This is a genomic window from Pantoea sp. JKS000250, assembly GCF_003201065.1.
GTDB classification, from domain to species: domain Bacteria; phylum Pseudomonadota; class Gammaproteobacteria; order Enterobacterales; family Enterobacteriaceae; genus Pantoea; species Pantoea vagans.
The window spans coordinates 892,228-917,562 of record NZ_QICZ01000001.1 but is presented as its reverse complement, the minus strand read 5'-3'; the positions used below and the strand labels follow the sequence as shown (position 1 = coordinate 917,562).

The 25,335-nt window shown below is 57.8% G+C and carries 15 protein-coding genes; 5 read left to right on the top strand and 10 right to left on the bottom strand.

Translation table 11 applies throughout. The features are described 5' to 3' along the window. Positions 1-104: 104 nt before the first annotated feature. Genes baeR through BY447_RS04465 form a run of 6 tightly spaced genes read right to left on the bottom strand, consistent with a single transcriptional unit; the run spans position 105 to position 11,093 of the window. On the bottom strand, positions 105-812 hold the full coding sequence (gene baeR / locus BY447_RS04490) for a two-component system response regulator BaeR (RefSeq protein ID WP_013358483.1): 708 nt from the start codon (positions 810-812) through the stop codon (positions 105-107). Positions 813-818: 6 nt separating this feature from the next. Then, complete coding sequence (gene baeS / locus BY447_RS04485; protein ID WP_033783671.1) at positions 819-2,207, bottom strand: two-component system sensor histidine kinase BaeS; 1,389 nt, start codon at positions 2,205-2,207, stop codon at positions 819-821. Beyond that, positions 2,204-3,610: an MFS transporter gene (locus BY447_RS04480; protein WP_110330635.1), complete on the bottom strand. Its 1,407-nt coding sequence runs from the start codon at positions 3,608-3,610 to the stop codon at positions 2,204-2,206. Before BY447_RS04480 ends, baeS begins: the two co-directional genes overlap by 4 nt. 51 nt (positions 3,611-3,661) lie before the next feature. Next, on the bottom strand, positions 3,662-6,736 hold the full coding sequence (mdtC, locus tag BY447_RS04475) for a multidrug efflux RND transporter permease subunit MdtC (protein WP_110330634.1): 3,075 nt from the start codon (positions 6,734-6,736) through the stop codon (positions 3,662-3,664). Then, a complete protein-coding gene (locus tag BY447_RS04470; protein ID WP_110330633.1) occupies positions 6,733-9,855 on the bottom strand; it encodes an MdtB/MuxB family multidrug efflux RND transporter permease subunit in 3,123 nt (1,040 codons plus the stop codon). Before BY447_RS04470 ends, mdtC begins: the two co-directional genes overlap by 4 nt. After that, complete coding sequence (locus BY447_RS04465; protein ID WP_110330632.1) at positions 9,855-11,093, bottom strand: MdtA/MuxA family multidrug efflux RND transporter periplasmic adaptor subunit; 1,239 nt, start codon at positions 11,091-11,093, stop codon at positions 9,855-9,857. The genes BY447_RS04470 and BY447_RS04465 overlap by 1 nt, the downstream gene beginning before the upstream one ends. 239 nt (positions 11,094-11,332) lie before the next feature. Here BY447_RS04465 and BY447_RS04460 point away from each other — a divergent pair, with 239 nt between their 5' ends. Both BY447_RS04460 and BY447_RS04455 read left to right on the top strand, forming a co-directional pair. Next, positions 11,333-12,292, top strand: coding sequence for an aldo/keto reductase (locus BY447_RS04460; RefSeq protein ID WP_110330631.1), 960 nt, complete (start codon positions 11,333-11,335; stop codon positions 12,290-12,292). Between the two features lie 208 nt (positions 12,293-12,500). After that, a complete protein-coding gene (locus BY447_RS04455; protein WP_199226920.1) occupies positions 12,501-13,844 on the top strand; it encodes a carbohydrate porin in 1,344 nt (447 codons plus the stop codon). 225 nt (positions 13,845-14,069) lie between these two features. Here the strand turns inward: BY447_RS04455 and yegD are convergent, their stop codons facing one another. The 3 genes from yegD to BY447_RS04440 form a co-directional block, all read right to left on the bottom strand. Further along, positions 14,070-15,422 carry a molecular chaperone gene (gene yegD / locus BY447_RS04450; protein WP_033733249.1) on the bottom strand — a complete coding sequence of 451 codons (1,353 nt, stop codon included), beginning with the start codon at positions 15,420-15,422 and terminating at the stop codon, positions 14,070-14,072. 75 nt (positions 15,423-15,497) lie between these two features. Continuing rightward, positions 15,498-18,833, bottom strand: coding sequence for a diguanylate cyclase (locus tag BY447_RS04445; RefSeq protein WP_110330630.1), 3,336 nt, complete (start codon positions 18,831-18,833; stop codon positions 15,498-15,500). Positions 18,834-18,996: 163 nt separating this feature from the next. After that, positions 18,997-19,611 carry a phosphatase PAP2 family protein gene (locus BY447_RS04440; RefSeq protein WP_107319929.1) on the bottom strand — a complete coding sequence of 205 codons (615 nt, stop codon included), beginning with the start codon at positions 19,609-19,611 and terminating at the stop codon, positions 18,997-18,999. Positions 19,612-19,895: 284 nt separating this feature from the next. Between BY447_RS04440 and udk the strand changes: the two genes are divergently transcribed. The 3 genes from udk to asmA all read left to right on the top strand — a co-directional run bounded on the left by udk (position 19,896) and on the right by asmA (position 23,036). Then, positions 19,896-20,537, top strand: a complete 642-nt coding sequence (gene udk, locus BY447_RS04435; protein WP_013358471.1) for a uridine kinase — start codon at positions 19,896-19,898, stop codon at positions 20,535-20,537. An 81-nt stretch (positions 20,538-20,618) separates the two neighbouring features. Next, entirely contained in the window at positions 20,619-21,200 is a 582-nt protein-coding gene (dcd, locus tag BY447_RS04430; protein WP_013358470.1) for a dCTP deaminase, read from the top strand. 12 nt (positions 21,201-21,212) lie between these two features. Next, positions 21,213-23,036: an outer membrane assembly protein AsmA gene (gene asmA, locus BY447_RS04425; protein ID WP_110330629.1), complete on the top strand. Its 1,824-nt coding sequence runs from the start codon at positions 21,213-21,215 to the stop codon at positions 23,034-23,036. Between the two features lie 30 nt (positions 23,037-23,066). Here asmA and BY447_RS04420 read toward each other — a convergent pair whose 3' ends face one another. Next, a complete protein-coding gene (locus BY447_RS04420; protein ID WP_107319927.1) occupies positions 23,067-24,638 on the bottom strand; it encodes a TerC family protein in 1,572 nt (523 codons plus the stop codon). Positions 24,639-25,335 lie beyond the last annotated feature (697 nt).

The following is a 25,335-nucleotide window of genomic DNA, read 5'->3' as shown; positions in this document are numbered from 1 at the left end:
AGACTGCCTGCAACAATTACGCCTACTAGGATAAGCTCTAAGCCCTGCAAAAGGTGCGGAATTGTAGGCAGTGAGAAAAGGGAAGTAAATTGATCGGGATCAAACTAGATCAAATGACAGGCGTCGGCTTCCCAGCGATAGCCCATGCCGTAGACCGCACGGATAAAGGGTTGCTCGCTGTCGAGATTCTCCAGCTTGCGCCGCAGATTCTTGATATGGCTGTCGATGGTGCGATCCGTGACCACGCGATAGTCATCATAGAGATGGTTGAGCAGCTGTTCGCGTGAAAAAACCTTGCCCGGTTCCAGCGACAGGGTTTTCAGCAGCCTGAACTCCGCCGGAGTAAGATCCAGCGGCTTTTCGCGCCAGCTGGCGAAGAAGCGGCTCTCATCAACCCGCAGTAACGAGGCGCTCTGCGGCTCTTCCGCTGAACGTTTTACCCGGCGCAGAATCGTTTTAACCCGCGCTACCACTTCACGCGGGCTGAAGGGTTTGCAGATGTAGTCATCCGCGCCCAGCTCCAGCCCCAGCAGCCGATCAATCTCTTCGGTGCGGGCGGTGACCATAATAATCGGCAGTTCGGAATGACGACGGATTTCGCGGCACAACGTTAAGCCGTCGGTGCCCGGCAGCATCAAATCCAGCAGCATCAGGTCGGGTGGCGTCTGGCGCACATACTCGAGTACAGCATTGCCGTCGGCGATGTGATGGGTACGGTAGTTCGAGGCGTGCAGATAATCGATCATCAGCTGCGCCAGTTTCGGCTCATCTTCGACCACCAGAATCAGCGGGTCGTGGTTTTCCTGGCTCATAAGCGTCTACACAGGGGGAACATAGCGCAAGTGTAGCGCGATTTTCAGTCCACCTAAATCAGAGTGCGCCGCATGAATGTCGCCACCGTGCGCATCTGCGATATTTTTACAGATGGCCAGGCCCAGGCCCGAACCGCCGCTGGCGCGATTGCGCGAGCCTTCGGTGCGGAAAAAGCGCTCAAAAATCTGCACCTGATGTTCTCTGTCTACGCCCGGTGCGCTGTCATCAAACTCAATGTGCCAGTGGGGGGCTTCATACTTCAGCGTCACTTCAACCCGTCCACCGCTGTCGGTGTAGCGCAGGCTGTTCTCAAGGAGGTTGGTGAACAGCTGCATCAGGCGGTCGGGATCGCCGAAGAAAGGCGCGTTGTCGGGCAGATTCAGCTTCAGCGTCAGGCCGTGCGCGCGATAACGTTCGGCAAAGCTGCCGGCGGTCACTTCCAGCAGCTGCACCAGATCGGTCGCCTGCTTGCGGTAGGCGAGGGCACCCACGTCCGACAGCGACAGCTGATGCAGGTCTTCTACCAGCTTGGTCAGCACCACGACTTCACTCTGCAGTGAGGCGATTGCGTCTGGCGTCAGTTTGCGTACGCCATCCTGCATCGCTTCCAGTTCACCGCGCAGGATCGCCAGCGGCGTGCGCAGCTCATGGGAGATATCAGCCATAAAGGCGCGGCGCATGCTTTCGTTTTTCTCCAGCGAGCTGGCCAGCAGGTTAAAGTCACCGGCCAGCTGGCCCAGCTCATCCCGGCTGCTGACCTCAACGCGGGTGGCAAAATTACCGGCCGCCAGATGATGCGTGCCATCGACCAGCCGCTTAACCGGCGCCAGCAGGCCCCGTGCCATCAGCCAGGTCGCCAGCGCCGCCAGCAGCGTTGACAGCCCCACGATAATCCAGCTGGTGCGCCGCTGCTGTTGATCAAAGTTAATATCGGTACTGCGCGTCAGCCGTTCTGGCGGCGAGCCGATCACCCAGCCAACCACCTTACCGGTACTGGTCGTGATATTGCGTCTTGTGCCTTCCGGGGGCACCGGCCCCGGCGGTCCGACCATCACTTTATATTGCTGATCGAGGACCCAGAACTGGGTGCGCCAGCCGTGTGGCGGCAACTGACTGCTGCTGTCAGGATTCTGCTCCAGCGAACGCAGCATGGTGAAGATCAGCCGATCGTTGTGGCGCAGAAAATCCCAGTTCCCATGCTGCTCATACTGATCGGCCAGCGCATCGCTGAGCAGATTCAGGCGCTGCTCGTTGCCGCGTTTGATGTAGTCGACAAAGCCGTGTTCGAAACTGAGGCGAACACCCCAGTGCATGGTGATCAGCACCAGCATGCAGGTGGCGAAAATCGCCATAAACAGTTTGGCCCCGATGCCCAGGCGCAGGTTAACTCTCATTTTTTTCTCCGGCGTCGCAGATCAACGTTGCTACTCACCTGTGGCGGGACGCGCCAGAATACCAGCGCGGGCAGGATGATAATCAGCGACATGCAAAGGTAGGTATAAATAAACATCTGGTGCTCCGCTGCGCTGTTTGCTGCGCTCTCCTGGGCAAACGCGCCCAGCAGCAGACCGGCCACGGTGACGCCAATACTCATCGACAGCTGCATAATCATCGACAGCAGACTGTTGCCGCTGGAGGCCAGCTCATCCGGCAACTCCTTCAGCGTCAGGGTATTCATCGAAGAGAAGCGAATGGCGTTGACCATGCCCTGCAGAAACAGCACCAGCGGCAGCAGCCAGACCCAGCCCATGAGCGCCACCACTGGGAACAGCAGGACCACCAGCGCCAGCGCTATGGTCGATATCACCAGCACATTACGGTAGCCACAGAGATTGACGATGCGCACCACAATGCGCTTCATTCCCATATTGCCCAGCACCATCGGAATCATCATCAGACCGGCGTGAAACGGGCTGTAGCCCATGCCGAGCTGCAGAAAGATTGGCGTCATAAAGGGCAGCATGCCGCTGCCGATGCGGCCGGTAAAACTGCCGAGCAGGCCAATAGAGTAAACGCGATTATCAAACAGCTTCAGGCTGAACAGCGCGTTATCATTGCCGCGCGCATGCATCAGGTAAAACAGCAGAGAAAACATGCCAGTGAGGATCATGGCACCCAGCAGCAATGGCGAACCGCCGCTGCTGCGCTGACCATCCAGCGCCAGTGTCAGAGTAGCCATCCCGGCGGCCAGCAGGATAAAACCACCGAAATCAAAGCGGCGTGTCTGCATGCGGTAGTTGGGCATCAGCATCAGGGTGGCGATAGCGCCAGCAATGCCGACCGGGATATTAATCAGAAAGATCCAGTGCCAGCTGGCGTACTCCACCAGCACACCGCCCAGCGCCGGACCCAGCAACGGACCAATCTGGCCGGGCAGGGTGACAAAGGTCATGGCCGACATGTACTGTTCGCGCGGCACGATTTTCATCACCGTCAGGCGACCCACCGGCACCATCATGGCTCCGCCAATCCCCTGAACCACGCGCGACAGCACCAGCTGATCCAGCGTGCCGGAGATGGCGCACAGCAGCGAACCCAGGCTGAACAGCACAATCGCGCAGAAGAAGATGTTGCGCACGCCAAAGCGATCCGCCAGCCAGCCGCTGACCGGCAGCATCACGGCCACCGTCAGCACGTAATAGACGATCACCGAGTGCATGTGCAGCGGGCTGACGCCCAGGTCGTGTGCCATCGACGGGATCGCGGTATTGACGATGGTGGTATCCAGCGTCTGCATAAAGAAACCGATGGCAACAATCCACAGTTGCCAGCGGACGTTAGTGCTTTGCGTAGTCATCAATCCCCCCGATCAAGGCGTCACATCCGCCGTCCGTCGCAGCCAGACCCATTACGGCTGCTGTGCGGCGGCCAGCGGGCGTTTTCTGCGCCGCAGCTTATCCATCATTAAATAGACAACCGGCGTGGTGTAGAGCGTCAGCAACTGACTCATCACCAGGCCGCCCGCGATGGTAATCCCCAGCGGCTGGCGCAGTTCAGCACCGTCGCCGCTGCTCAGCACCAGCGGCAGCGCGCCAAACAGCGCTGCCAGCGTGGTCATCATAATCGGCCGGAAGCGCAACAGGCAGGCCTGGAATATCGCCTCCCGCGCGCTGAGCTGGCCGTTGCGTTCGGCCTCCAGCGCAAAGTCGACCATCATGATGGCGTTCTTTTTCACGATACCGATCAGCAGCAGAATCCCGATTAGCGCGATCAGGCTGAAGGGCGTATCAAACAGTTCCAGCGCCAGCAGCGCCCCCACACCCGCCGAGGGCAGGGTTGAGAGAATGGTCAGCGGATGCACATAGCTCTCATAGAGGATGCCCAGCACGATATAGACCGCCGCTATCGCCGCCAGCATCAGCCAGAGCTGGCTGCTCTGCGACTGCTGAAACACCTGCGCGGTTCCGGCAAAGCTGCCACGCACGCTGGATGGTACGCCGATCGCCGTCATGGTGCGTTCAATCGCCTCCGACGCCTGTGACAGCGACACACCCTCTGGCAGGTTGAATGAGATGGTCGATGCCGCCGACAGCCCTTCGTGGTTCACCGACAGCGGCGCATTCGCTGGCTGCCAGTGGGCGAACCACGACAGCGGTATCGCTTTGCCTTCGCTGTTAATTACGAACATCTGCGACAGGGCGCTGATATCCTGGGTGTAGCGTGGATCGACCTCCATCACCACTTTGTACTGGTTAAGCGGCTGATAGATGGTAGAGATCTGACGCTGACCAAAGGCGTTATTCAGCAGGGCATTAGCCTGAGAGACGTCGATACCGAGCCGCGCCATGCTTTCGCGGTCATAGGTCAGCGCCATCTCGCTGCCTTTATCCTGCTGATCGGAGTTCACGTCCGCCAGCTGCGGCAGGGCAGAAAATGCCTCACGGATTTTCGGCTCCCACGTTCGCAGGGCGGCGAGATCGTCTGACAGCAGTGAATACTGATAACCAGCATTCGACTCCCGGCCACCGACCCGCAGATCCTGCACCGCATTCAGATAGAGGCTGGCACCCGGCTCTTTTGCCAGCTTTGTGCGCAACCGCGCGATGATCTCCACGGCACTCTCTTTGCGCTCTGACAGCGGTTTCAGGGAGATAAACATTGAGCCGCTGTTGGTACGCATGCCACCGGTAAAGCCCACTACGCTGTCAACAGCGGGATCGGCGCCGACAATCTCCATAAAATCCTGCAGCTTACTGCGCATTGCCTGAAACGAAATGCTCTGGTCAGCAGAGATAAAGCCGGAGAGCCGCCCGGTATCCTGTTCCGGCATAAAAGTTTTCGGAATATGAACAAACAGCCAGCCGGTCAGGAAGATGGTGGCGAAAAACAGCAGCATGACCCAGCGAGCTTGGTTCAGCACCACGTTAAGCGAACGACCATACCCCTGCTGGATCGCCATCAGCAGCCGACCCGCGCCGCGCCGGCGTGGCTGGCTGCGCGGCCCGTGCGGCTTCAGCAGATACGCGCACATCATCGGTGTCAGGGTGATGGAGATAAACAGCGAGATAACAATCGACACCGACAGCGTAATGGCAAACTCAGAGAAGAAACGGCCAATCAGCCCGCCGATCATCAGCAGCGGCAGGAACACGGCAACCAGCGACAGGCTCATCGACAGCACGGTAAAGCCGACTTCCCGTACCCCTTTCAGCGCGGCGGCCAGCGGCTTCATGCCTGCTTCGACGTGGCGGGCAATGTTCTCCAGCACCACGATCGCGTCATCCACCACAAAGCCGGTGGCGATGGTCAGCGCCATCAGCGAGAGGTTATTCAGGCTGAAGCCGCACAGGTACATCGCGGCAAAGGTGCCGATCAGCGAAACCGGCACGGCGACGGCGGGGATCAGCGTGGCACGACCGGAGCGCAGGAAAACAAACACCACCAGAATCACCAGCGCCACGGCGATTAACAGAGACTGTTCCACTTCATGCAGCGAGGCGCGAATGGTAGGCGAGCGATCCTGAGCAATCTGCAGATCGATGGCGGCGGGGATCACCTCATGCAGCAATGGCATTTCGGCGCGGATGCGGTCAACCGTATCGATGACGTTGGCTTCAGGCGTTTTGCGGATCAGCAGCAGCACCGCCGGTTTACCGCGCGACATCCCGGCGTTACGCACGTCCTGCACTGAATCCTCGACGGTCGCCACATCTGACAGCTTCACCGCTGCGCCATTATTGTAGTGCACCACCAGCGGCTGATACTCACGGGCAGTCTGCAGCGCGTCATTGGTACGTAACTGCCAGCGCTGCTGCGCGTCGTCCAGTGCGCCCTGCGGCCGACGCTGGTTGGCGTTTGAGATCGCGGTGCGCACCGCATCCAGCGACACGCCCTGATTAAACAGCGCCTGCGGATTGAGTGCCACACGCACCGCAGGCAACGAACTGCCGCCCACGGTGACGTCGCCCACGCCCTCGATCTGTGACAGTTTTTGTGCCAGCTGGGTCGAGGCGTAATCATAGAGCTGACCGGGATTGTAGGTATCCGAGGTCAGCGTCATGATCATAATCGGCGCATCGGAAGGGTTCACTTTGCGATAAGTGGGACGCGACGGCATGCCGGTGGGCAGCAGGCTTTGCGCCGCGTTGATCGCGGCCTGCACATCGCGCGCCGCACCGTTAATGTCGCGATCAAAATCGAACACCAGAATGATGCGGGTGCTGCCCAGCGAACTGGTTGAGGTCATTTCACTGACGCCCGCGATGCGTCCCAGCGAGCGCTCCAGCGGCGTGGCCACCGACGACGCCATAATCTCCGGTGAGGCACCTGGCAGCGACGCCGAGATAACGATCACCGGGAAATCGACCTGCGGCAGCGGCGCCACTGGCAGCAGCCGGAAACCCAGCATGCCCGCCAGGGCGATGGCCAGCGTCAGCAGGGTCGTCGCGACGGGCCGGTTGATGAACAGGGCAAAGAACTTCACTCTGCGGCCTCCGTGCGGCCAAAGCGGCGACGGGTGGCGTGCGCCAGCCGATCAAACAGCAGGTAGATCACCGGCGTGGTGAACAGGGTCAGCACCTGGCTCAGAATCAGCCCGCCGACCATGGCAATGCCCAGCGGATGACGCAGTTCGGCCCCGACGCCGGTGCTGAGCATCAGCGGCAGCGCGCCGAGCAGGGCCGCCAGGGTGGTCATCAGAATCGGGCGGAAGCGCAGCAGGCAGGCCTGATAGATGGCATCAACAGGCTTCATACCCTGTTCACGCTCCGCCGCCAGCGCAAAGTCGATCATCATGATGGCGTTCTTTTTCACGATGCCGATGAGCAGGATGATGCCGATAATCGCCACGATATCCAGCTCATTGCCGCTGAGCATCAGCGCCAGCAGCGCGCCGACGCCCGCGGTGGGCAGCGTCGAGAGAATGGTGATCGGGTGAATAAAGCTCTCATAGAGCACGCCCAGCACGATGTACATCGCCACAATGGCCGCCACAATCAGCCAGACCGTGCTGCTGAGCGCCGCCTCAAAGGCCAGCGTGCTGCCCTGGAACTGGGTCATCAGCTCGGCAGGCATGCCAAGCTGCGCTTCCGCCTGGGAAACGGCTTTTACCGCATCTTCAAGCGAATAGCCGTCAGCCACGTTGAACGAGAAGGTCGCCGACGGGAACTGGTCGAGATGGTTAATGCTCAGTGGCGTGTGGCGCTGCTCGATGCGGGCAATGGCGCTCAGCGGCACGCTGCCGCCGTCGCTGCTGTTCAGGCGAATCGCATCCAGACTCGCCAGCCCCGGCGTGGCGTTATTATCCTGCTCCAGCACCACACGATACTGATTCGCCTGGGTATAGATGGTGGAGATCAGCCGCTGACCAAAGGCGTTATACAGCGCGTTATCGACGTCCGCCATGCTGATGCCGAGGCGGCTGGCACTGTCGCGGTCCACGTTGACATAAGCTTCCAGTCCCTGATCCTGCCAGTCACTGCTGACATCGCGCAGCTGTGGCAGGGTGCTGAGCCGGGTCAGCAGGGCCGGAACCCAGGTGCTGAGCGACGACAGTGAACCCGATTGCAGTGTGAACTGATACGGTGTGCGGCTCGCCTGGGTATCAATGGTGAGATCCTGCACCGCCTGCAGCCACAGCTGCACGCCCGGCACCGCACTGACCTGCTGTTGCAGACGCTGCTGTATAGCTGGAATACGGTCGTCGCGCTGATCCAGCGGCTTGAGGTTGATCTGTAGCCGCGCGCTGTTCAGCGAAGCATTGGTGCCATCCACGCCGACAAACGAGGTCATGCTCTCAACCGCCGGATCTTTCATAATGATGGAGGCAACATCGCGGGTGCGTTGCGCCATACTGGCGTAAGAGACTGACTGCGGGGCCTGCAGCGTACCCTGAATAATGCTGTTGTCCTGCTGCGGGAAGAAGCCTTTCGGGATCACCATCCACAGCAGCAGCGTCAGGACCAGCGTGCCCAGCGCCACCGACAGCGTCAGCCAGGGGTGATTCAGCACCCGGCTCAGGCCTCGACCGTAGGTGGCGACGATACGATCAAACATCGCTTCACTGGCGCGCGAAAAGCGGTTCTGTTTGCGCAGCGACTCTGCGCTCAGCATCCTGGCGCACATCATCGGCGTCAGGGTCAGTGACACCACTGCTGAAATCAGAATCGCCACCGCCAGCGTGACGGCAAATTCACGGAACAGGCGGCCAATCACGTCGCCCATAAACAGCAGCGGAATCAGCACCGCAATCAGCGAGAAGGTGAGGGAGATGATGGTAAAGCCAATTTCTCCGGCCCCTTTCAGCGCGGCGGTCAGCGGTTTTTCCCCTTTCTCGATATAGCGTGAGATGTTCTCAATCACCACGATGGCATCATCGACCACAAAGCCGGTGGCGATGGTCAGCGCCATCAGCGTCAGGTTATTAATGGAAAAGCCGAGGAAGTACATCGCCGCAAAGGTGCCGATCAGCGAAAGCGGAACCGCCACCGCCGGGATCAGCGTGGCGGGCACGTTGCGCAGAAACAGATAGATGATCATCACGACCAGCGCCATCGCCAGTATCAGCTCAAACTGCGTGTCGTTCACTGAAGCGCGAATATTGGTGGTGCGGTCGGTGAGCAGTTTAACGTCAACCGACTTTGGCAGGGCGGCAGTCAGGGCGGGCAACATGGCACGGATATTATCCGCCGTGGCGATGATATTGGCGCCAGGCTGACGCTGAACGTTGAGCACAATCGCCGCATCGCGGTTAGCCCAGGCACCGAGCCAGCTGTTTTCAGCTCCCTGTTCGATAGTCGCCACATCACCCAGACGTACCGGCGCACCATTTTTATAGCTGATGATCAGCTGGCGATAATCTTCCGCCGATTTCATCTGGTCATTGGCTGACAGGGTGACGGAGCGGGTCGGGCCATCCAGGCTGCCTTTGGCAGAATTGACGTTGGCATTGCTGATGGCAGTCCGCACCGTTTCGCTGGTCAGACCCAGCGCCGCCAGCGCCTGCGCATTCATCTTCACTCGCACCGCCGGACGCTGGCCACCCGAAAGCGTCACCAGCCCGACGCCGCTGACCTGAGAGATTTTCTGTGCGACACGCGTTTCCACCATGTCCTGCACCTGCGTCAGCGGCATGCTGCGCGTGGTAACGGCCAGCGTCATGATCGGTGGATCGGCAGGATTCACTTTGCTGTAGACCGGCGGATTAGGCAGGTCGTTGGGCAGCAGGTTGGTCGCTGAGTTGATGGCCGCCTGCACCTCCTGCTCGGCCACATCCAGCGGCAGCGTCAGCTGGAACTGCAGCGTCACGACCGAGGCACCGCCGGAGCTTTGCGACGCCATCTGTTTCAGCCCAGACATCTGACCAAACTGGCGCTCAAGCGGGGCGGTGATAGAGGAGGTGACCACATCCGGGCTGGCACCCGGATAGAGCGTAACGACCTGGATGGTCGGATAGTCGACTTCGGGCAGCGCCGAGACCGGCAGGAAGCGGTAGCCCAGTATACCGGCCAGCAGAATCGCAATCATCAACAGCGTGGTGGCGACCGGGCGCAGAATAAACTGGCGTGACGGCCCGCCACTGTGATCGGGAGGCATGACCTGCATTACTCACGCTCTCCTTTTGACGGCAGGGTCGCGCGGGTAGCGCGCGGAGCATTGCTCTGCGGCGCGACCACCTCAACTTTCGCGCCTTCGGTCAGGCGATCCAGCCCGTCGGTCACCACGCGTTCACCCGCCTCCAGACCGGCGCTGATCACGACTTTTTCACTATCCTGCAGGCCGGCCATCACACTTTTCTTGCTGACCTTGTTGTCACTGTTGACCACCCAGACAAAGTGGCCCTCATTGCCCATCTGTAATGCGGCAGGCGGAATGACCACTGCATCCTGCAGGGTGTTGACCTTCAGTCGCACATTGACGAACTGGTTAGGGAACAGCGTGTCGTCCTGATTATCAAAACGCGCTTTGATTTTGATGGTGCCGGTAGTGACATCAATCTGGTTGTCGAGGCTCAGCAGTTTGCCGCTGGCGATCAGATTCTGATTACTGCGATCCCAGGCCTCCACCAGCAACGGCTGGCCGCTTTTCTGCGCCTGCAGAATCGAACTGATGCTGTTTTCTGCCAGGGTAAAAACCACATCAATCGGGTGCGTCTGGGTGATCACCACGATACCGGTGGTGTCGCCGCTAGTGACATAGTTGCCAACATCCACCTGTTTCAGCCCGACCCGGCCAGCAATCGGCGCGGTGATCCGGCTGTAGGTCAGATTAAGCTGTGCACTGGCAACGCCGCCCTCATCTGCTTTCAGGGTGCCGAGCGTTTCACTCACTAGTGAGCGCTGAGTATCCAGCTCCTGTTGCGACACCAGCGAGGTTTTTGCCAGCTTCTCGAAGCGTGCCAGGTCGCGACGGGCATTCGCCAGCGTCGCCTGATCTTTCGCCAGCTGGCCCTGAGCCTGGGTTAACGCCACCTGATAAGGCCGCGGGTCGACTTCTGCCAGCATATCGCCTGCGTTAACCTGCTGGCCTTCGGTGAAGTGGATCGCCAGCAGGTCGCCATTGACCCGACTGCGCACCGTGGCCGTGTTAGCAGCGGTCACCGTTCCCAGTCCGCTGAGGAATTGCGGCACGCTCTGGCGGGTGGCGGTTGCCGCCTGAACCGGTGCGAGGGGACGACGCGCGCCATCACCCCCACCTTTGCCGCCACGTGGCGCTGGCGAATCCGTCTGGCTGCTGCTCTGCGGCTGGGCATTGCGCTGCCAGGCATAGTAGCCGCCAGCGGCCACGGCTATCAGGGCCAGCACGATCAGGGTTTTCTTCATAACAGGATGTCGGGTGCTCATGATTGTTGATGCTCTCCAGCAGTGACGTAGTCCCAGGCGCAGGCATGAAAGGGGTAGCCTGCAAACGAAAGATTGTAGTCGCCTCTGACGGGCAGAAGTTGAAGGAAATAAGGATATCTGTCAGGGCGGGGTAATTATGCCTGTTCCTGCATTAATCGCAGCACAATCGTCATAAAGGCGTGAAATGACTTTGCTATGCTAAAAAACAGACCGTTTGTCAGGCAAATCAGGAGCAGATAATGAGTCAGAATCAAACCCGGCAGTTGGGTGACAGTGGTATTACGGTGCCGTTACTGACGTTTGGCGGCAACGTGTTTGGCTGGACAGTGAATCAAACCACCTCCTTTTCTCTGCTGGATGCGCTGGTGGATCGAGGGCTGTGGTTTATTGATACTGCCGACGTCTATTCCCGCTGGGCACCGGGTAACAAGGGCGGTGAATCGGAAACGATTATTGGTGAGTGGCTGAAAAAAAGCGGCAAGCGCGATCGGATCGTGCTGGCAACTAAAGTCGGTATGGAACTGTCGCCGGAAAAAACCGGGCTGAAGCCGCAATATATCCGTCAGGCGGTCGAAGATTCACTGCGCCGGTTACAGACCGACTACATCGACCTCTATCAGGCGCACCGTGACGATCAGGACACGCCGCTGGCGGACACGCTGAGCACCTTTGACAGTCTGATTCGCGAGGGGAAAGTCCGGGCTATTGGCGCCTCGAACTACAGCGCGGCGCGGCTTGAGGAGGCATTGCAGATCAGTGAAACGGAGGGGCTGGCGCGTTATGAAACCCTGCAACCGGAATACAACCTTTATGACCGACAGCCCTATGAGTCGGAACTGGAGCCGGTGGTCAGGGCGCACGGTTTAGGCGTAATCAACTACTACTCCCTCGCCAGCGGTTTTCTCAGTGGCAAATATCGTGATGCAGCGGATGCCAGTAAAAGCGCACGGGGTCAGGGCGTGGTAGACAAATACCTCAACCCGCGCGGTTTGCGAATCCTTGACGCGCTGGATGCGATCAGCGATGCGCATCAGGTGACACCGACGCAGGTGGCGCTGGCCTGGCAGATTGCCCGGCCCGGTATCACCGCACCGATTGTCAGTGCTACCTCACTTAAACAGCTCGACGATCTGACTGGCGCAACGCAGCTCACGCTGACCCCGGAACAGATTGATCAACTGGACCAGGCCAGCCGCTAATTACAGGGGCGCTAGCGCCCCTTTTTACTTTATGCCTGTTAAAAAGTGCGCACCCTGCCCGAAGAATAACCAATCAGCGATCCCGATCACAAATGCGTTAATAAACTGATGTTTCAGGAAATTATGCGCACGTATTTACAATAAATGAAGATTAGTCAGCATTATCCTCTGCCCGTCACTTTCCGTAACTTACATAAGAATAAGCAAGATGAAAAACAGACTCGCAGAACAGCGTTTTTCGCTGCGCCGTGTGGCAACCGGCACCCTGATCATGGCCATGTTTTCCGCACAGGCCATCGCCGCTGATGCTTTCAGCCCAGACTCTGAATGGATGTTTGGGGACTGGGGTGGTTACCGAACGCAGTTGCAGGACGACGGCATCAAGTTTGACGTCAACTACACCATGGAAAGCGCCGCTAACTTAGGCGGCGGAGCCGATACCAATACCACCATGCGCTACAGCGATCAGTGGACGTTCGGCACCAATTTCGATTTGCAGAAGCTGCTGGACTGGCAGGATGCTGAATTCCAGATGACCGTGACTAACCGTGACGGCCAGAATCTTTCCGATCAGGTGGCGGATAAACGCACCGGAATGCTCTCCTCCGTGCAGGAGGTTTATGGTCGCGGTCAGACCTGGCGTCTGACGCAGTTCTGGTTGCGCAAAGGCCTGTTTAACGATGTGGTCGATATCAAAGCCGGACGGGTAACGGTGGGTGAAGATTTCGACAACTTCGATGGCAATCTGTTCCAGAACCTGGCGCTGGGCAGCGGACAGGCGGGTAACTGGCGCGGCGATCGCTGGTTCAACTGGCCGGTGTCGCAGTGGGGCGGCCGGGTAAAGTTTAATATCACGCCGGATGTCTTCTTCCAGGTCGGTTTCTATAATCAGAACCGCGCTAACTACGATCGCGGCGATGGCTTCCGTCTGGATACCAGCAACTCTGAGGGGAATCTGGTGCCGGTGGAACTGGGCTGGAAACCGACGTTCGGGCCGGAGAAATTACCGGGTAACTATCGCATCGGTTATTACTATTCGTCAGTGGATGGCGATGTCTATGGCAGCTGGCGCAACGGCGGCTATCAGGATCAGGCCCATTCCTACGGCGGCTATCTGTTATTGCAGCAACAGCTGACCGCGCAGGATGGCGATGTGAACCGCGGTCTGGGCGTGCGTGTTCAGGCGGTGATGAACGATCATAAGACCTCGAAGACCGATAACTATCAGTCTATCGCCTTTACCTGGACAGGGCCGTTCGATGCCCGTCCGCAGGATGAGATTGGTGTGGGCGCGTCGCGTATTCATGTGAACAGTGACTATACCCGCTCACTGCGTCAGCAGAATCAGGCCAATGGCGAGAGCCGCTTTGACAGCCCGACTTATCTGCCGATTCAGGAAGGGTCAGAGTACAACTATGAGGTTTACTACAACGCCAAAGTAACGAACTGGATGTCACTGCGACCTAACCTGCAGTATGTGGTGGCGCCGGGCGCGGTGAGCGAAGTGAAGGATGCGTTTATCGGCGGTATCAGCGCCAATATTGCCTTCTGATAGTGGGCTAAAACGGCATCCTTAAAACCATTGCGGGGAGATCGTGCACAGGCTCAGGGAGCATACGCCTTCCGCAAAGACGCAAAAGACGCCATTCCTGGCAGGCTCAGCGCGGGCCATCCGTGGCCCGCGATGCTTTGCTACAGGGGTATGCTCCCATCGCTTTAAGATTCTGAGCTGTCTTTACGGAAAAGCGAGGAGCCTTTTTTACATCAATGCGCCGCATTAGCGGAACATCACTTCCGCCCAGCGGGCCAGGCCTGCGGTGACGGAGGCGAAATCATCGCCGCCCGCAATCGGCGTATCCGGCAGCGTCTGCTGCAGCGCTGCGCGCAGCAGTGGCGAACGCGCACTGCCGCCGGTCAGGTAAATTACATCAGGCTTGATCTGGCTGGTGGCGAGCGCGAGCTGCACCTGTTCCAGGATTTTCTCCAGCGGCTGACTGATGGCGTCCTGCAGCTGACCCACCCCAATCTCTGTCTCTAATGCCGCGGCAATAAAGTCGAGTGAAGCGGTATGCGCCGGGCTGGCTGACAGCGCAATCTTGCTCTCTTCTGCCGCGCGCACCAGCCGGTAACTGAGCTTCTGCTGCCACACTTTCAGCAGGCGAGCCACGACGTCACCCTGTTCAGCATCCCGCACCAGATCCCGCAGCCACTTACCGCAGGCCGGACTGTAAAAGTCACTCTGCGCCGGAACATCATTGATGGCGATGGCGTTCCACCACGGCAGGGCAGGCAACGCGGTGCCTTTCAGGGTATTACCGCCCAGGCCCAGCAATGGCATCAGGGTTTTAAACGTCAGCATAATATCCAGGTCGTTCCCGCCAACGCGGCAACCGCTGTGGCCCAGCAGGCTTTCACGGCGGTCCGCCTTATCACGCCATTTTGGCCCCATCAGCAGCATCGAGCAGTCGGTCGTACCGCCGCCGATATCCACCACCAGAACCGTCGTTTCCTGCTTCAGCGTCGCTTCGAAATCGAGTCCGGCCGCGACCGGTTCAAACTGAAATTCCACGTCACGGAAACCGGCGCGGTGAGCGGCGCGCAGCAGAATGCCTTCTGCCTGCTGGTTAGACTCTTCGCTGCCTAAGCCCTGAAAGTTGACCGGCCGCCCGATCACCGCCTGATCGATGGCCTGATCAAGCTGGCTTTCACCCTGCTGGCGGATGTGCAGCATCATGGCGCAGACCAGATCTTCAAACAGGGCGATCTGCTGTGGCTTCAGGCCACTGGCACCGAGGAACGATTTGGGGGATTTAACGAACCAGACATCTTCGGGGTCGACCATGTAATGCTGCAGCGCGGTGAGTCCGAACTGCACGCTGTTGGGCTGGACTTCGATATCCTCTTCGCGGTTATAACGCATGGCACGCTGCAGCAGCGCCGTCGTTTCGCTGTCCGGCGTCGCCACCTGATGATGACGATAAAGCCATTCGCTGATCGACTCGCGGGTCGGCGCACAGATCATTGACGGCAGCAGGCGCTGATCATTTTCCAGCGTTAACAGACGTGGCGTGCCATTTTCGCTGACTGCAATAGAGCAGTTAGCCGTGCCGTAATCGAATCCTATGAACATTTTCGCCCCCATGCCGGAAAAAAGGGGGCGACTTTAGCGCAGCTTCAGCAGGGTGGCAAGCAGGCAGCGCGGGAATTAACGGATAGCGAAGATGCGATCTTCAGCCAGAGAACGCAACGGCTGACGCTCGGCCACGGCACTGCCCCAGACGCCATCCACATCAAGGGTCGCCAGCGTGCTGAGTACGGCGGGTACTGAAATCGGACCGGCCAGCACCGAGATATTGCGCTGCGTTGCCTGGCCCTGAATGATGGTCAGCAGCATCTCATCCATCAGATTATTATGAACGTTAGCAACCAGTTCAGGGGCCAGCACCAGATAATCAACCACTTCGTCACTCAGCTGATTGAAGGCATCCAGGTTACGGCCAAAATGCTGCAACACGACACGACAGCCACACTGCCGCAGTTGCATCAGCGCGGCATAGAGCTGATCGCCTTTGCTCAGCACGCTGGCGGCAGGGAAAGCGAAACCACAGCGGCTGTCAGAGAGACCCTCGGCAACAAAGCGCTGACAGAGTTGCTGCACGAAAACGGCATCGTTCAGTACCTGTGCATTGAGTGGCAGGATCACCGGAATGCCTTTGTTATTCAGCCTCTGCACATCGTGACGGAAAAAAGCATCCAGAATATTGTTATCCAGTCGACGACGCAGCGAATCGTCAGGCAGGTTATTGCGCAGCAGGGTTTCATCCACCAGCAGCCCGTCAGCCGTTAACAGCTGCACCTCAAGCAGCCAGATAAAGGCCGCCTGCGGTGTTTTAGGCGGCGCAACGGCCCAGGCCGGCAGTTCGATCTGCAGCGCATCAATCATTGCTGCATCCATGCCCTGATGATTACCCGGCAGCGGCAACCGATGCTGTTCGTAGATGACCAGTCGTCCGCGCCCGCTGCGTTTGGCGTTGTAACAGGCGATATCCGCCTGCGAAAGCACGTCGCCGCTCTGGCAGTTATCCGCTGAAATCTGCGTGACGCCCGCGCTGGCACCCACATGATAAAGGCGGCCCAGCCACTGGAACCGGTAATCATTGACCGCGGCGACGATGCGCTGCACCACGTCATGCGCCTGAGCGACTTCGCAATCGGGCATCAGCAGCGCAAACTCGTCGCCGCCCAGCCGGGCCAGGAAATCGCTGCTGCGCAGGTGGTGCTGCATTAAATCGGAGAGCTCACGCAGTAACGCATCGCCTGCGGCATGTCCGGCGCTGTCATTCACCGCTTTAAACTTATCCAGGTCGATAAACACCAGCACATGCTGATGCTGATGTTCAGCCGCATCAAACAGCAGACGTTTAAGCTGAAGCTCGAAACTGGCACGGTTCGGCAGGCGGGTCAGGGTGTCATGCAGCGCGCTATAGCTCAGCCGCTTCATCAGTTTGCGCGACTCACTCACATCCTGAATAACCATTACGGCACCCTGTTCCAGGCCCGCCTCGGAGCGCAGCGGTGTGATGCTGTAGTGAATATCGATATGGCCGCCATCGGGCGTATGCAGCACCAGATCGTCCGCCAGACCGGGGGTGATTTTTTCCGCCGGTAGCTGGCATAACAGCAGATTCTCGACTTCGGGGCCGTTACGCCCCTGAGTGATATGCAGTAGTTCACTCAGCGGCTGACCGGCTGCCTGCTCCTGCGACAGGCCACTCATTTTCTCTGCTACCGGGTTCATAAAGGTGACGCGCATCTCTTTATCGGTGCTGATCACCGCTTCGCCGATGGAATCCAGGGTGATCGCCATGCGCTCTTTCTCCTGAAACAGCGCCTCATTAAGATTGCGCAGCGGCGTGATGTCCTGGCAGATGCCCAGCATGCGCTCAATGCGCCCCTCTTTGCTCAGTTGCCGGTTAGCCTGCGTGCGCACCCAGCGCTGTCCCTGAGCATCGACCACGCGGTACTCCATATGAAAAGCGCTGCGCAGCTCAATCGCCTGCTGCACCGTCAGCGCGGCGTACTCGCGATCGGCGGGATGGAGCAGATGGACCCAGAGGTCATAGCTGGGCGACTCATGCGGCGCAAGGCCAAACAGGGCGTACATGCGCTTGTCCCATAACATCTCGCCGGTCAGCAGGTTCCACTCCCATACGCCGATGCCGCCCGCCTCGTTGGCCAGCGTAATACGCTCCATCAGCCGGCGGTTCACCTGCTCACTCTGCTTCAGCTCTGAGATATCGATAATCTGCGCAATAAAGTAGAGCGGGGCATAGCTACTGTCGCGCACCAGCGAGACCGTCAGCCGCGCCCAGACAATTTCGCCATCTTTACGGAAATAGCGCTTCTCAAAAGTGTAGGTATCGATCTCACCCTCCAGCAACCGGGTCGCATGTTCCAGGTCGAGGCTGAGATCGTCGGGATGGGTAATCTGCTGAAAGGTCAGACGCTTCAGCTCTTCTGCCGGATAGCCCAGAATCTGACAGAGAGATCGATTCACCTGCAGCCAGTTGCCCTGTGGCGCGACGAGTGCCATACCGATGGCGGAATACTCCATGGCGTGACGAAAGCGGGTTTCGCTGTCGGTAATGTGAAGTTTTTCGCGCCGGAACGCGTCCATCACCAGCGACATAATGTGACTGGGGATTAACACCAGCAGAAACGGCAGCCAGCTGGAGACCGGGCCGAGGGCGCTGTTGTTATTGACCACGTTGACCAGATCAAAAGCCAGCAGCATCGAGATAAAACTGGCGTTCAGGAAGAACAGGACAAACGCCTGCAGCTTGGGCAGGCGAACCGCGCACCAGAACAGGATCACCACAATAAAGGTAAAGGGCCACGGCAGGAAACGCAGTGCCAGATAACTGGCACCGAGGGTAAGCACCAGCGTCAGCAGGGATTCGGCCAGCCGCAGATCGCTGAACTGCGCGCGCCGCAGCGGCCAGGGCAGCAGCAGCAGCATCGGGCCTAAAACCAGCATCCCGATGATCTCGGAGATGACCCAGGTATAGAAGAAGGGAAACGAGGCATGGCCGCTGACCTGCAGCGTCCAGATCGCCAGCACGCCGCCGAGCAGCGGGGTCATGATGCCGACTGACACCACCATCCTTGCCCAGTCATTCAGCGAATTCAGCGGCGCGCGCCGATCCAGCAGGGCGCGCAGCAGCATACCACCCACGCCGGCCTGAATAAGATTAAGCAGCGCAAATTTAATATTTGAGAGGGCAGGTCCGATGATGATGGCATTCGCCCCCGCGGTGCCCAGCACACAGGCAATCAGCAGCAGCGGCAGCTGTCTTGACGGGCAGCGGAAAACCACGACGGTCATTAAGGTGGTCGGGAACCAGAGCGGGGAAATCTTCCCACTGACAACGATCAGTTCAAGACAGAACATCGTCAGGACAAACACCACGCAGCCAAGCACCAGGGCCGAGAGCCAGCGGTTTGGCGGGTTATTTTGCGGGGACAGGATCTCTATCGTCATGCGGACTTCCGGCAGGGTGCAGGGCTCCGCAACGGCGAATCAGGCACCAGTCATTCTCTGACTGCATGCTAGCACATTCGGCAAAGAAAAAAGGGGTGGAATCAATATTGCCCGTTATTCGGCGAATTGACGGGCAGGGTAAAATTGATTGCCAGCGTGTTGATTACTGGCGGAAAAGATCGGCGCGGGTATAAGGTTTCTCCAGGCCCGCGAGGCTGGCAGAGAAGCGCTCCAGAAACTGCTGCGTTGTTGCGACGCGACCGTGACTCATCAATACAAACGGCACTAACAGCGCGGCACCTACCTGCGGCCAGCTGAAGCCTTTTAATGAGGTGCGGCGCTGCGAAATGAGAAACGCGGTGCTCAGCGTAAAGCCCAGCAGCAGACCGGTAGCGACCTCACTTTTAGAGTGAGCGTGGATCATCAGGCGTGAGAAACCGACCATCAGTGGGATCAGATAACCGACGCCAATCGCCGCGATACGCCATACGGCTTCCCAGCGCCCGGAAATCAGCCATAACATGACCGGCCATAGCGTCGCGGACATGGCGCTGTGACCGCTGAAACCGGTGAAATTAAACCGGGCGCTGCCAATACCAAATCCCAGAAACAGAATTTTCGAGAGGCTGACGGTCAGGCCAGCCAGGCCAAAAGCCACAATCCAGTAAAAGACCGTAAGACGATTGTCACTCTTCCACGGCAAAATCAGCGCAATAATCACCGCTGTCGGAATCAACAGCATGCTGTCGCCAAAATAGGTCAAAGTCTTCCAGTGCATACCACTCCTGATGCATCATTCGGTCGAAACGTTTGCAGCGCGCATCGTCAGAACAGCGCGCCGCGCAGGCCATTTTATTTATAGTATGGTGTGACGTTAGTTTATCGGTGAAATGAGTGGCGTCCAAAGGAGAAAGTCTGAAAAGTCGCCGACGCCATTTTTGTGGCATCAAAAGGCCGAAATCCCTATACTTAGCGCGAACACACCCTCTCCATTTCGGCCCGTCCGCTGCCCGCGTAATGTGTGACCAGTGGCAGGCTCCAGTTATCAGGTCCTAAAATAGTATGACTGACAAGTCTCATCAGTGCGTGATTGTAGGCATTGCCGGCGCTTCCGCATCCGGTAAAAGTTTAATTGCCAGCACGCTCTATCGTGAAATCCGTGATCAGGTAGGTGACGAGCACATCGGGGTGATCCCGGAAGATGCTTATTACAAAGATCAAAGTCACCTCACCATGGAAGAGAGGGTTAAAACCAATTATGACCATCCGAGTGCGATGGATCATGATTTGCTGTTGCAGCATCTGCAGGCGGTGAAAGCCGGCCAGGATATTGAGCTGCCGGTTTACAGCTATGTTGAACACACCCGCACCCAGCAAACGCATCACCTGAAGGCCAAAAAGGTCATTATTCTTGAAGGCATTCTGCTGTTGACTGACGCCCGTCTGCGCCAGGAACTCAACTTCTCTATCTTCGTGGACACGCCGCTCGACATCTGTCTGATGCGCCGCATGAAACGTGACGTCAACGAGCGTGGCCGTTCAATGGATTCGGTAATGAGTCAGTATCAGAAGACCGTGCGTCCGATGTTCCTGCAGTTTATCGAGCCATCAAAACAGTACGCCGATATTATTGTGCCGCGCGGCGGAAAAAACCGTATCGCCATCGATATCCTCAAGGCGAAAATCAACCAGTTTTTTGAATAACGCACGTCCGTCCGGACGTGGTGCAGACCGGCGGCAGGCACGCATGCCGGTTTGCTACACTTATGTTATGGAGTTACCGCAATGAGATTATGCGATCGCGATATCGAAGCCTGGCTGGACACTGGCAAACTGGCTATTGAGCCACGCCCGCCGGTCGAGCGCATTAATGGTGCCACGGTCGATGTGCGTCTGGGTAATCAGTTCCGTACTTTCAGCGGTCATACCGCGGCTTTTATCGACCTGAGCGGCCCGAAACAGGAAGTGAGTGCGGCACTGGACCGTGTGATGAGCGATGAGATCGTGCTGCCTGATGGCGAAGCCTTTTTCCTCCATCCGGGTGAACTGGCGCTGGCGGTGACTCTGGAGTCTGTAACACTGCCTGACGATCTGGTGGGCTGGCTGGATGGCCGCTCATCGCTGGCGCGCCTCGGGCTGATGGTTCACGTGACGGCTCACCGCATTGATCCAGGCTGGCAGGGTCGTATCGTGCTGGAATTCTACAATTCAGGTAAACTGCCGCTGGCGCTGCGTCCCGGCATGTTAATCGGCGCGCTGAGTTTTGAACCACTTTCAGGTCCGGCTGCACGTCCCTACAACCGGCGTGAAGATGCAAAATATCGCGGTCAGCAGGGCGCTGATGCCAGCCGTATCGATAAAGACTGATTTGAGGATGTAATGAAAAGAGTGATAACCACGCTGGCCATCCTGTTAGTGGTGGTCGTAACGGGAATGAGCGCACTGGTGCTGCTGGTCAATCCCAACGACTTTCGTGCCTATATGGTGCAACAGGTCGAACAACGCAGTGGTTATCGCCTTGAAGTCAGCAGCGATCTGCGCTGGCACGTCTGGCCTCAGCTCAGTATCCTGGCAGGGCGGATGAGTCTCACCGCGCCGGGTGCCAGCCAGCCGCTGGTCTCGGCAGAAAACATGCGGCTTGATGTCGATCTCTGGCCACTCTTATCCCACCAGCTCAGCGTCAGTCAGGTGCTGCTGAAAAATGCGATCGTGCGGGTCACGCCGGAGAGCAGCGCGCAGCGTGCTAAAAATGCGCCGCAGGGTCCGCGTGATGCGGAGCCAGCCCCGGCGTCCAGCGGCTGGTCATTTGATATTGCAAAGCTACGGGTAGCCGACAGTCTGCTTATCTGGCAGCAGCCGGGCGGTGACGAATATAATTTCCGCGACCTCAACATCAATATGGAACAGGACGCGAATAAGCTGGCGACCCTGTCGCTGAGCACCAGCCTGATGCGCAATCAGCGTAACGCGACCCTGAATCTCAAAGGCCAGCTCGATGCCGCGCAATATCCCCACCGTCTCAGCGGCCAGCTGCAGCAGCTTGATTACACGCTTTCCGGTGCCGATATCCCGGTTCAGGGAATTAAAGGCTCACTGAGCCTGCAGGGCGAATGGGATGGCGACCGCCAGCAGTTCTCGTTCAGCAATCTGCAGCTCACCGCCAACGACAGTACGCTGACCGGGCAGGGCAGCGGACAGGTTACTCCGCCACAGCAGCTGGCGCTGGATCTGAAAGCCAGCACGCTGAATCTGGATAATTTACTCACCAGCACGCCGGTCTCTGAAACGCCTGGCGTGCAGCATGCCACTGTGGCCCGTTTACCGGTGATTGCGGCCCCACGGGAGCGCAGCAACGCCGACTCTCCGCTCAATGAACTGAGCCTGGCGCTGAAATTACAGGCCGATAGTGTGGTATGGCGCGGTCTCTCCCTGACCAGCCTTGCGGTAAACGCCAGCAATCAGCAGGGACTGATGACGCTGAATACGCTCAGCGGCAAGCTGGGCAATGGCAGCTTTTCGGTTCCCGGCAGCATCGATATTCGTCAGCCGGAAACGCAGGTCAGCCTGAAACCTCAACTCCGGTTGATTGCCATTCAGCCACTGCTTAAAGCATTTGAACTGCCGGAAAGCCTGCAGGGAAATCTGAGTCTCGACGGCGAGCTGTCGGGCAATACGCTGACGGTTGAGGCGGCAAAACGAAGCTGGCAGGGCAGGGCGACCATCAGCGCCAGTAACCTGAAGCTGGCACAGCTTAATCTGCAGCAGATGGTGCAGCGTGCCGTAGCTCGGGTCAGTGATAAAGTCAGCAGCCAGGATGCCGTCGATGAAGGCATTGAGTCGATCAGTGGTCAGGTCGCGCTGAATAAAGGCGTGCTCAGCTTCAGCGATATTAATGGCAATGGTCAGAATCTGGGCCTGCAGGGCGCGGGTAAAGTCGACATGGTGCAGCAACAGCTGGACGTCACGCTGGGATTGAAAATCAGCGGCTGGCATGGCGACGATGCGCTGGTGAAGACGCTTTCCAGTCAGCCGGTTCCGCTGCGTATGTATGGTGACTGGAACAGCCTGCAATATTCCCTGCCGGTGGATGCCGTGCTGCGTGACCGTCTTCAGAGTGAAGCGAAGTCACGGCTGAATCAGTGGATCGATCGTCAGAAAGAGGGCGAGAATAAAGAGAACCTGAAGAAAATCATGCGCCCGTAGCGGGCGCATGCTGTCAAACCGGATGACTGATTAAACCTCGTAATCGCTATCAGGCTGCAGCAGAATTTCGACTTTCTGAACCCGATGATTTTCCACCTGCAGGGTTCTCAGCCGGTAATCACCCAGCTGCAACACTTCCCCTTCCTGCGGGATATGCTGCAGCTTATCCATCAGTAAACCTGCCAGCGTATGATAGTCACGCTGCTCGTCCAGCGGCAGTTTCACATAGAGCGCCAGATCTTCCAGCGGCATATGGCCGTTAGCAATCCAGTGCCCCTCTCCCTGAATCTGAATATCGTAGCGGGCATCAATCTCTCCCGCCTCATTCGGCAGATTGCCCGCAATGGTTTCCATCACATCGCTCAGGGTCACCACGCCCTCCACTGAACCAAACTCATCCACCACAAAAGCAAAGTGAGTATGGGCCTGCCGGAACTGTTCCAGCGCCTGCAGCAGCGTCAGACGTTCAGGAAAGACCAGCGGCTGCCGAACCAGGGCGCGCAGATCGAGTGAATTGTGGTGCAGCGACTGGTGCAGCAGATCGATAACGTGCACTACGCCCAGTGGTTCGCTGGAGTTGTCCGTTATCAGGATGCGCGTGTGCTGATTGCGGTCGAGGCGTGACATGATCTCTGCCGGATCGTCACTGAGGTCGATATGGTCGACGTCATGGCGCGAGGTCATGATGCTGTTGACGTGGCGCTGGCCCATGCCCAGCACCCGGGCAATCATCACCCGTTCCTGGCGGTTGAACAGCATGCTGGCATCGCTGTCAGCAATCAGGGACGAGGTTTTCGCATCCAGTTCCGCCGGTTCTGCTGCACCCCGCAGCATGCGTAACACCGCTTCCGCCGTGCGCTGGCGCAGCGGGCGACCCGCTGACAGCACACGCCGACGATTGAAGTGAGCCAGCTGGTTCAGTGCCTCAATGATGACCGAGAAACCGATAGCCGCATAGAGATAGCCTTTAGGAATGACAAAGCCAAAGCCTTCCGCCACCAGGCTGAAGCCAATCATCAGCAGGAAGCTTAAACAGAGGATGACAATCGTAGGGTGGTTATTCACAAAGCGGGTCAGTGGCTTGCTGGCAAGCAGCATCAGCAGAATGGCGATGGTGACCGCAATCATCATGACCGGCAATTCATTCACCATGCCGACGGCGGTAATCACTGCATCCAGCGAGAAGATGGCATCCAGCACCACGATTTGCGCCACCACCGGCCAGAATTTAGCGCCGCCTTTTTGTTGACCGGCATCTTCATCATGGCCTTCAAGGCGCGCATTCAACTCTGTTGTGGCTTTAAATAGCAGGAAAATCCCGCCTGACAGCAGCAGTAAGTCGCGCGCACTGAAGGGGTGGCCCCCCAGCGTAACCCAGGGTTCTTTGAGCGTAACCAGCCAGGAAAGCGAAGCCAGCAGCAATAAGCGGCACACTAACGCCAGCAGTAGTCCGATGACGCGCGCGCGGTCGCGAAGGGGGCCAGGAAGCTTCTCAACCAGGATGGCAATGAAGATCAGATTGTCGATGCCTAAAACCAGTTCCAGAACGATTAGCGTTACTAATCCCGCCCATAGCGAGGGATCTGCAATTACCTCCAGCATGCCTTGTTCACCTGAATGTCTTAAATTGGGTTTTCTCTGATGATAGTGGAGTGCGAAGCCGCGTACAAATGGCAGGGCAGGGGGGTGATAACCGGAATAGCCCGATATATTGTGCAAAATCTGAACATAACAGTGTGACGCTTTGATTAAATTCGCAGGGTTCAGGGGAGACTATTCTGAGTCATTTTGTCACGGCAAAGCGATATTCACCTGCCGGGCTTATGCGATTTATCTCACCGCGAGTATGGCATTAATCCGAATTGTACAGAAAGGATTGCACTGCCTGTCAGGCATCAATACTAATTGCTGGTAGTCTTTTTCCTAAAATAGTCCAGGGATGGCGGGACCTGCTTGTAAACAAGCCAGTAATAACTAGTATAGCAACAAGTTAGCAAACTCTGCCCCAGAGTCGTAATTTGCGTACCGATTCTACATTAATCGCAATGTAAGGAATCAGTAATTCATCTATGAACACTTGTATGATGCGTTACGGTTACCTGTTACGGGGAGCAATATGAATGATGACAGCGATATTGGCAGCGACAGCCAAGGGCGGTAGCGTGCCTGAATCGCGTTTTTCGTTGATAAAATGAGCAATGCTGGCGGTGATTAAAGTCAGAGTAATCTGTTGGTATTCATCACAATATTATTGGTGTCATGGTTAAGATCACTGGCGTAAACGCCGCAGGAGCTCCCC